Genomic DNA, 9,368 nt, shown 5'->3' with positions numbered 1-9,368 from the left:
GACGACGATCGCGAGATAGCGAACCGGCAGGGGGAAATGGAATGGGTATCCCGCATCATGCAGGCGTTCGATGAAAACCGCTTCGTGCTTTATTTCCAACGCGTGATACCGCTAACCGTCTCATCCGGGACTCCTCCGTATCGCGAAGTGCTGGTACGCATGATCGATGAAAAGGGGGGGCTGGTGCCGCCCATGGCGTTTATCCCCGCCGCCGAACGCTATGGTGTCATGAGCACGGTAGACCGCTGGGTGGTGAAAACCGCCTTTGAATGGCTGGCCGGCCATCCGCAGGAAGAGGGTCTCGCGGTCAATCTATCCTGCCAGTCTCTCAGTGATGACGGGTTTCTGGACTTCGTAATAGGGCAATTCCATGCCGTGCATCTGTCTCCGCGCCGGATCTGTTTCGAGATTACGGAAACCGCGGCTATCGCCAACTGGAAACGCGCCACCCTGTTCATCGCTGCACTGCGGTCGCTCGGCTGTTGTTTCGCCCTGGATGATTTTGGCAGCGGCATGTCGTCGTTCGGTTATCTCAAAAACTTGCCGGTGGATTTCATCAAGATCGATGGCGCCTTTGTGCGCGATATGATCGAAGACGAGGTGGACTATGCCATGGTCGAGGCGGTCAATCGCATCGGCCATGTGATGGGCATCCGTACCACGGCGGAGTACGTGGAGAATGACCGGATACTCGCAAAACTGCGGGAGATGGGCGTGGATTATGCGCAGGGATTCGGTATCCACGTGCCCGAACCGCTTGTTATCCAGGAACAACGCGCCGCCAAGAAGCCGATATCCGCAGACAATGAGCTTCTTGGTCCGGTGATCTCCGCCTTTCGCCGCCCTGTTTAGGGTGTGCGTGACCTGGTGGCCAGCGAGAAGGCCGCCACCAGCGCCACCGCCGCCGTTTCAATCCGCAGTATCGCCGATCCCAGCGCGATTGGTTGCGCGCCGGCGCCGGTTGTCCGTTCGACTTCCCCTTCCGTAAAGCCGCCCTCGGGTCCGACCAGTATTGTCACGTCAGCCGAGGCATTTTGCTCGACGGCGCATGAAACCGTGACCGCTGCCGCAGAAGGATGGGCGATCCAAACGGTGTTCGTTCGACTCGCTTCCTGCACCACAATTTCTTGAGGCGTGGCCGGTGCATGCAAGATCGGCAGATAGGGCCGTCGGCTTTGCTTGCAGGCTTCCAGGCAAATGCGCCACCAGCGCTCGGCGCTGTTCGCGCCGGGCCGCACCACGCTGCGCTCGCAAGCCAGCGGTGTGAACTCGGTAATGCCGAGCTGGGTGGCCATGTCGAGCAGTGTGCCCTGACGATCACCCTTGGGCAGGGCGCAAGCGAGATGAATCGCCGGTTTCGGGGGCGGTTCAGCACGCCTCTCTTCGATGCGCAGATCGAGCGCGTGTCCACGTGCTGTTATGTGAAGGAGGGTGGCGCGAGCGAGACCTCCACGCCCGTCAAAAAGCCAGAGCGTCTCGCCGACCTGAAGCCGGCGTGAGGCTACGGCATGACGCGCCTCGTCGCCCGTGAGCGTGAGGGTAGCGCCGGGATCGGCAAGACGTTCGGAATAGAACAGCGGCTCGGCCATGCGCGGATTAGCGACGGGAAAGATAGACGTCGTAACGTACCAGTTTACCCGCGAGACTCATGCTCGGATCGGGCGCAAGCGGCGGGGCGTCGTCCGGACGTTTCACCACCACGCGGTCCAGCGCCTCGCGGCGGCTGATCTCGAGCAGCTCATGTGCGTCGGGGTCATCGCCCACCAGTTCGCGCAGCAGGCGCATCTCCTTTTTCACCGCCGCGGATTTCTTGCGCTTGGGTGGAAACATGGGATCGAGATAAATCACATCGGGCGGCGGCGTTATCGAAGACAGCAACACGCGCCCATCCCCTTCGATCAACCGCAATCGCTTGTCCAGCGTGATGCCGGAGCGCGCGGTCAGGCGCCGCAGACCGTCCCGCGCCAGCGCCATGACCACCGGCGACCGCTCGATGGCGGTAGTGCGATAGCCCATGAGTGCGAACAACAACGCATCCTGACAATAGCCCGCCGTGGCATCCACCACCGTTTGCGCCTTCTTGCCGAGCGCGCGCGCCAGCGGCTGGCGGCGCGAAAGATTAGGGCTGTAGGGACGCAGATCGAGATGTGAAAAATCCACGCAGACCGGTCCCACCTGCGGGTCGCGGTTATCGCGCAGTTCCAGGTGTGCGGATGTCATCACCAGCAGCAAATCGAAATTCGCCTCCGCCGTCGTTACAAATGGCAGCGCCAACGCGCGTGCCAGTTCCTCGGCGCTGGTCCTTACGTTGTCATCGCCTGTCATGCTGACAGCAATACTTGCTGCGGCAAGACGGGAAACGCCGGGGACAGGCAATGGGCGGCGGGATGAGTATGACGGCATGGCGCGCCAAGCATAATCCATTCCCCCGTCGGCGCGCACGCCATACGAAGTTCCGTCGCCCTCAAACAAAACGCCCCGCGAGCGGGGCGTTTTGTTTGAGACATCAATGTCGGGATTTCAAGGAAACGCCGGTATGCTCGGATCGCGCCCGCGCGGAGTGGCGTCCGGATGCCGTTCCTTGATCATGTCGGCAATTTCCCCAATTTGATGCTTGGGAATGTCCACCATCATGAGGATTTTTCCGCGCTCGATTTCCTTGGAGAATTTTTCAAGGCGGGTGTTGGGCACATCCGAAGCGATCATGCCCGAGGCCCAGACGCCGGCGATGGCGCCAATCAGGCTCAGCGCCAGAATCACGCCGTGACCCATGACAAGCCCCGAAGGTGGGAACATCATGGCGACCACGCCAGCGAGCGCACCGGTGGCTCCGCCGACCATGAGACCCACTTCCAGGCCGTGGATTTCGTCGCTTTTTTGCAGCATGGTGGCTTCAGGCAGGTCGCTCAACGCAACGCCTTCCTTGGCCAGGAAAAAGATATTACGATCTTCGATGCGGGCCAGCAGCAGTTTCTTGAACACCTGCTTGGCGCTTTTGACATCCGGCAGCAGGAAATAAAGCCGTCTTCTCATAACCACCTCCTTCCATTAACGGGGCTGGGTGTCAGATAGAGGCCTCTTTACCTACGGAGGCGTGCAGCAAAGCATAGTCTAAGACGAACTCGTCAGCCTAACAGAGACACTACTTTCTATGCAGGAATTTCTGGACCCGGTATAACAAGGCCGCGCGCCGTATTAATAAAAATAAAAAATCAGCCGGCTGCGGCGCGATCGGCACGCTTGCGGTCGGTTTCCTTGAGGAAGCGCTTGCGCAGGCGCAGGTGGTTGGGCGTTATCTCGACCAGCTCGTCGTCATCGATGAACTCGATAGCGCGCTCGAGCGTGAGCTCGATCGGGGGCACGAGGATAACGTTTTCATCCGAGCCCGAGGCGCGCATGTTGGTGAGCTGCTTGCCCTTCATGGCATTCACCACGAGATCGTTGTCGCGCGTGTGAATGCCGATGATCATGCCCTCGTACATATCCTCGCCCGGGCCGATGAACATGCGTCCGCGTTCCTGCAGATTGAATAATGCATAGGCGACGCTCATGCCGGCACCGTTCGAGATCAGCACGCCGTTGATGCGCCCGCCGACCACGCCTTTCTTCTCCGGGCCGTAGTGATCGAACACGTGATAGATCAGGCCGCTGCCGGCGGTGGCGGTGAGGAAGTCGGTCTGAAAGCCGATGAGTCCGCGCGCGGGAATCATGTACTCGAGACGCACGCGGCCCTTGCCGTCCGGTTCCATGTTGAGCAGATCGCCCTTGCGCTGGCCGAGCTGCTCCATGACCGCGCCCTGGTGCTGGGATTCGATGTCCACGGTCAGTTGCTCATACGGCTCGTGGGTCTCGCCGTTCACTTGCTTGGTGATGACCTGCGGGCGCGACACGCCGAGCTCATAACCCTCGCGCCGCATGTTCTCGAGGAGGATGCCGAGGTGCAACTCGCCACGTCCTGAGACACGGAATTTGTCGGGGCTGCCGGTGTCTTCCACGCGCAGCGCGACGTTATGGATCAGCTCGCGTTCGAGCCGCTCGCGAATCTGGCGGCTGGTAACGTATTTGCCATCCTGGCCCGCGAACGGAGAGTTGTTAACCTCGAAGGTCATGGTCACGGTCGGCTCGTCCACCGACAGCGGCGGCAGGGCCTCGACCTTATTAGGATCGCACAGCGTGTCGGAGATGCGTGGGCCTTCGATGCCGGTGATGGCGATGATGTCGCCGGCTTCGGCCTCTGGTACTTCGGTGCGCTCCAGTCCCATGAAGCCGAGAACCTGCAGGACCTTGCCGTTGCGGGTTTTGCCGTCGTGGTCGATGATCACAACCGGTTGATTGGTTTTCACCTTGCCGCGGGTGATGCGGCCGATGGCGATGGCACCGACATAGCTCGAATAGGCGATGCTCGATACCTGCATTTGGAACGGGCCTGCGGGGTCGACCTTCGGTGGCGCGACATGCTTGATGATGGTCTCGAACAGCGGTGTCATGTCGCCTGCGCGCACGTCCGGCGTGAGCCCGGCGTAGCCGTTCAGCGCCGAGGTGTACACCACCGGGAAGTCGAGCTGCTCTTCGGTCGCGCCGAGCTTGTCGAACAAATCAAAAGTCTGGTCCAGCACCCAGTTGGGGCGCGCACCGGGGCGGTCGACCTTGTTGATGACGACGATGGGTTTCAGGCCCTGGGCAAAGGCCTTGCGCGTGACGAAGCGCGTCTGCGGCATCGGCCCGTCCACGGCGTCCACCAGCAGCAATACGGAATCCACCATCGAGAGCACGCGCTCGACCTCGCCGCCGAAGTCGGCGTGGCCCGGCGTATCCACGATGTTGATGCGATAGTCATTCCAGCGGATCGCGGTGTTCTTGGCCAGGATGGTGATGCCGCGTTCCTTTTCCAGGTCGTTCGAATCCATGATGCGCGTGCCCATGCCCATGGTCTGGTGCGCGGCAAAGGTGCCGGACTGGGTGAGCAGCTTGTCCACCAGCGTGGTTTTGCCGTGGTCGACGTGGGCGATAATGGCGATGTTGCGTAGTTTCTGAATCATGGGATTAACCGAGAGTAAGGCCAAAAAGGCCGCGCATTATACACAGTTGCCGGACAACGGCCTAATGTCGGGTGGGGGTAGCCGGGGCGCTGTGGAGCGCGGCAAACAGCTGTTCCGCATCAATACGGTCGAATTCGTAGCGGCTGCCGCAGAATTCGCAATCCACGTTGACTGACCCCTGCTCATCGAGAATCGAGTGTATTTCATCGTGTCCAAGCATGCGCAGCACCGCCTCGACCCGTGCGCGTGAACAGGAACAGCGGAAGCTGACCGGCATGCGCGAGAACAGGCGTATATCCTCTTCATGATACAGGCGATGGACGATCTCGCTCACCGGTAACGCGAGCAGCTCTTCGCGCGTGATGGTCGAACCAAGGTGCACGGCGCGCGCCCAAGCGTCATCGTCGACCAGATCGGCTTGCGGCAGGCGTTGCAGCAACATGCCCGCCGCCTGTTGCGGATCGGAGGCGAGCCACAAGCGCGTGGCGAGTTGTTCGGAGCGGGCGAAATAGTTTTCAAACGCCTCGGCCACGGTCAATCCCTCCAGGGCGACAATCGCCTGGTAACGTTCCTTGCCTTTCAGCGGATCAATAGTAACCGCGAGGCGACCGTCGCCCACCAGCGCGGCAAGCGGCGCATCCGGGATTTCCCCTTGCCACTGCGCGATGGCGCGCATGGTCCGGTCGCTGGTGCATTCGACCACCAGCAGGCTGACCGGCCCCTTGCCCTGTATCTGCATGATGAGCCGGCCGTCAAATTTGAGCGTGGAGGTGAGCAGCGCCGCGGCCGCCATCAGTTCGCCCAGCACCTCGCGCACGCGCGGCGGGTATTGGCGCCGTTCGAGCACCGCCTGCCAGGTTGCGTCGAGGTGCACGATCTCGCCGCGGATCGGCGCGTTCTCGAAGATGAAGCGTTGTAAATTGTCGTGAATAGGCATTTTGCGGCTATGGCTTGAGTACAGCAACTATAGAAACACCGGCGAGTATCAATGGTTCAGGCATTTAGAATAGCTCGCCTGTCTTAATATTATAAGTGTAACAGAAGCTTTGAGACGATTTGGTTATACTGCCTGAATCATGTTTGTGTTGATCATTCGCCACGCCAAGGCAGAAGCGCGCGCTGTGCTTGGCTCGATCGGCAAAAAAGACGCGGCGCGGTCCCTTACCGACGCTGGCCGCAAGGACATGCGCAAGGCGGTCAAAGGGTTACGGACACTGGTGCCGGAGGTCGATGTGCTCGCCGCGAGTCCCTTGGTACGCGCCCAGGAGACCGCGGCGATTATCTCCGAGCGCTACGACGCCATGCCGGTGACGGAACTCGCACCGCTGGCTCCCGGAGGGTCGAAACAGGCCGTGCTCGATTGGCTGGGCGATCAACCTGAATCGGCAACGGTCGCCCTGGTCGGGCATGAGCCGGACCTTGGAGTCCTCGCCAGCTGGCTGCTCAGTGGACGCAAGGAATCATTTATATCGTTGAAGAAGGGCGCGGGCTGTCTGATCGAGTTGACAGACCGGCCCGAGGCCGGCACCGGCAAGCTCGTCTGGTTGCTGCCGCCGGCGGCATTGCGCAAGCATGATTAAGCGGCTGTCGCGACAGGGTTTGTTGCTGCAACCGGTTGAGCAGGCTGTCTGCCGGATCGCATTGACCCATCTCGATGCGGCACGCGCCGCGCACGAGCGTCTGAAAGACGCAAGCGATACCGAGGCTTTGCATGATTTTCGGGTCGCGTTACGACGGTTACGCAGTGTGTTGCGCGCTTATCGCCCGTGGCTGAAAAATATCCCCCGCAAGCTGCGTCGCCGCTTGCGTACGTTGGCGCGCTCGACCAATATCGCGCGCGACACCGAAGTCATGATCGGCTGGCTCAAGCACGAGCGGCGAAGTGTCCGTGTACGCGACCGCGCCGGATTTAACTGGTTACTGGCGCGCCTGGACCAGCGCCGCGAGGAAGCGTACGCCGGGCTGGCGGATGAAGACCTGCGTGAGTTTGGCGATATCGACGGGCGATTGCGTGCGGCATTGACACTCATGGAGAGTTCCCGTCCCGAGACAGCGCCACAACCTCGGTTTGCGGGCGTCACCACGGAGTTGATCCGGCAATATTCCGCCGACCTGATCGAGTGCCTCGCCGGCATCCAATCGGTTGAGGATTTCGAAGCAATTCATGCGGCGCGTATCCTAGGCAAGCGGCTGCGTTACCTGCTCGAGCCGCTCGCGTCCGAGACACGTCCCGCGGTCGCCATGATCGGGCCGATGAAACAGTTTCAGGACCGCTTCGGTGCGTTGTGCGATGCCTTTGTGCAGGCACGCGAGCTCGTCCAAGCCGTGGAGGTCGCTGGCGCCGATCAGGCGCGCCGTCGGCTGGCGCGGGTGTTGCGTCTCAAACACGCCGGGAGCGTGCCCCGACATGCGCTGCCCGGTTTGCTGGTCCTGGCGGCGCGTCTGCAAACCGAGACACGGCGGCACTACGCCGTGGTGGTACGGCACTATTTTGACGACCGCATCAGCAGCCTGCGCGACCAGATCGAGTCCGTTGCGGAATCCCTTGACGGTCGCATTGCCTGATCCGGTGGCGAGTGGGACATGACCGCGGCGGCGGTCTATCTTGCAGTTTTGCTCGCCACACTCACCTGGGCGCTCGTGCTGCTCGACCGCTGGGCGGCAATCCGAAACTTGTCATCACACCACCAAAGCGGATAATCCGGATAATGCGTTTTTCCCGTTCCGCCCGCTCCACGCGCGCCGCCGACATGGTTGCGGCCGTGGATCTCGGTTCCAACAGTTTCCATCTGCTCGTGGCGTGTCTCGATCACGGCCAGCTGCACGTCCTCGACCGGTTGCAGGAAATGGTGCGTCTCGCCGCCGGGCTTGATGCACAAGGGCAGTTGGACAAGGCCACGATGAACCGCGCGCTCGAGTGCCTGGCGCGCTTTGGCGAGCGCCTGCGCGGGATTCCGACGGCCAACGTGCGCGCGGTCGCGACCGCGACCCTGCGGCGCGCGCAGAACAGTTCGACTTTTCTCCGGCGCGCCAGCCGCACGCTCGGCCGCCGGATCGAGGTGATTTCCGGTCCAGAGGAGGCGCGATTGATCTATCAAGGGGTGGCGCACGACCTTCCGCGCCACGACGAGCAACGGTTGCTCATCGACGTCGGCGGCGGTTCCACGGAGGTCATCCTGGGACAAGGACCCAAGGCGCAACTCATGGAGAGCCTGCATATCGGTTGCGTGAGTCTGTCGCTCGCGAACTTTCCCGACGGGCGCATCACGCCCAAGCGCTGGCGGCGCGCGGAAACCGCGGCGCGGCTCGAGTTCAAGCCGATCGAGGCGCAATTCCGTACGCGCGGCTGGGAGGCGGCCTACGGCAGTTCCGGCACGATCCGCACTGTCGCGGCCGCGCTCAAGGGTCTTGGTCTCGAGGACGAAGGGATCAGCGCACGCGGCCTGGACGGTCTGCGCGAACGGCTGCTCGACGCCGGGCACGTGAAACGGCTCGACCTGCCGGGCCTGTCACTGGAACGTGTACCGGTTTTTCCGGGCGGCTTGGCGATCCTGACCGCGGCGTTCCGCGCGCTCGGACTCAAGCATCTCACCGTGACCGACGGCGCGCTGCGCGAGGGATTGCTCTACGATCTTCTCGGGCGCATCCGTCGCAAAGACAAGGACGTGCGCGACCAGACCGTGGCGGCGTTGTCCGCACGCTATCGCGTGGACACGGTGCAAGCCGAACGCGTAACGCGCAGCGCCCAGCAGCTCTTCGCGCAGATTGCCAAGGAGTGGGAACTGGGCGAGACGCAGGCACAAGCGCTCGCCTGGGCGGCACGGTTACACGAAATCGGGCTGGCGATCGCGCACACCAAATACCACCGCCACGGCGCTTATCTTGTCGAGCATTCCGATCTCCCGGGTTTCTCGTTACCCGAGCAGCGCTTGCTCGCCGCGCTTGTGCGCGCGCATCGTCGCCGTTATCCGCTCGAGGTATTCGAGGGTTTCGCGAAAGGCGAGACGCGCATGGTTCGCCGATTGGCGGTGCTGCTGCGCCTGGCGGTGCTGCTGCACCGCGGACGCACCGGGAGAGCGCCGCCGCGCGTGGTATTGAAGGCGCGCGCGCGCCGCCTACGGTTGCGTTTCCCGCGCGGCTGGCTGCGGCGCAACCCGCTTACGGCGACGGATCTGGCGCAGGAGGCGGAATACCTTAAAGCCGCCGGAGTCAGACTGGAGTTTGAATAGACAGGATTTGTGGGAATTTTCGGGATTTTAAAGCGCAGCTTTCTGCTCAATCCTGTGAATTTTACTTTTCAAGAAGTTTCCGCCAACTCCTCGAGCAGGG

General features: G+C 61.9%; 9 protein-coding genes. 4 read left to right on the top strand and 5 right to left on the bottom strand.

Going from position 1 to position 9,368, the window contains the following annotated elements:
• On the top strand, nt 1-852 hold an 852-nt coding region (locus tag ACC569_RS13020), incomplete at its 5' end, for an EAL domain-containing protein (RefSeq protein ID WP_372523966.1).
• Here the strand turns inward: ACC569_RS13020 and ACC569_RS13015 are convergent.
• From ACC569_RS13015 to hslO, 5 genes are all read right to left on the bottom strand, one after another.
• Complete coding sequence (locus tag ACC569_RS13015) at nt 849-1,589, bottom strand: 16S rRNA (uracil(1498)-N(3))-methyltransferase (protein WP_372523965.1); 741 nt, start codon at nt 1,587-1,589, stop codon at nt 849-851. The genes ACC569_RS13020 and ACC569_RS13015 overlap by 4 nt on opposite strands.
• Nucleotides 1,590-1,596: 7 nt before the next feature.
• On the bottom strand, nt 1,597-2,325 hold the full coding sequence (locus tag ACC569_RS13010; protein WP_372523964.1) for a class I SAM-dependent methyltransferase: 729 nt from the start codon (nt 2,323-2,325) through the stop codon (nt 1,597-1,599).
• A gap of 195 nt (nt 2,326-2,520) precedes the next feature.
• Nucleotides 2,521-3,033, bottom strand: coding sequence for a DUF1269 domain-containing protein (locus ACC569_RS13005; RefSeq protein ID WP_372523963.1), 513 nt, complete (start codon nt 3,031-3,033; stop codon nt 2,521-2,523).
• Between the two features lie 179 nt (nt 3,034-3,212).
• On the bottom strand, nt 3,213-5,039 hold the full coding sequence (gene typA, locus ACC569_RS13000) for a translational GTPase TypA (protein ID WP_372523962.1): 1,827 nt from the start codon (nt 5,037-5,039) through the stop codon (nt 3,213-3,215).
• 61 nt (nt 5,040-5,100) lie between these two features.
• Nucleotides 5,101-5,976 carry an Hsp33 family molecular chaperone HslO gene (gene hslO / locus ACC569_RS12995; protein ID WP_372523961.1) on the bottom strand — a complete coding sequence of 292 codons (876 nt, stop codon included), beginning with the start codon at nt 5,974-5,976 and terminating at the stop codon, nt 5,101-5,103.
• 145 nt (nt 5,977-6,121) lie between these two features.
• Between hslO and ACC569_RS12990 the strand changes: the two genes are divergently transcribed.
• From ACC569_RS12990 to ppx, 3 genes are all read left to right on the top strand, one after another.
• Complete coding sequence (locus ACC569_RS12990; protein ID WP_372523960.1) at nt 6,122-6,619, top strand: histidine phosphatase family protein; 498 nt, start codon at nt 6,122-6,124, stop codon at nt 6,617-6,619.
• Nucleotides 6,612-7,604 carry a CHAD domain-containing protein gene (locus ACC569_RS12985; RefSeq protein WP_372523959.1) on the top strand — a complete coding sequence of 331 codons (993 nt, stop codon included), beginning with the start codon at nt 6,612-6,614 and terminating at the stop codon, nt 7,602-7,604. The genes ACC569_RS12990 and ACC569_RS12985 overlap by 8 nt, the downstream gene beginning before the upstream one ends.
• 143 nt (nt 7,605-7,747) lie before the next feature.
• Nucleotides 7,748-9,268 (top strand): exopolyphosphatase, encoded by a 1,521-nt coding sequence (gene ppx, locus ACC569_RS12980; RefSeq protein ID WP_372523958.1) that lies wholly within the window; start codon nt 7,748-7,750, stop codon nt 9,266-9,268.
• The last annotated feature ends 100 nt before the right edge of the window (nt 9,269-9,368 follow it).

The sequence above is a fragment of the Sulfuricaulis sp. genome (assembly GCF_041499725.1).
Lineage (GTDB): Bacteria > Pseudomonadota > Gammaproteobacteria > Acidiferrobacterales > Sulfurifustaceae > Sulfuricaulis.
Note: the sequence above shows the minus strand (reverse complement) of the source record. Positions and strands in the feature narration are given on the sequence as shown.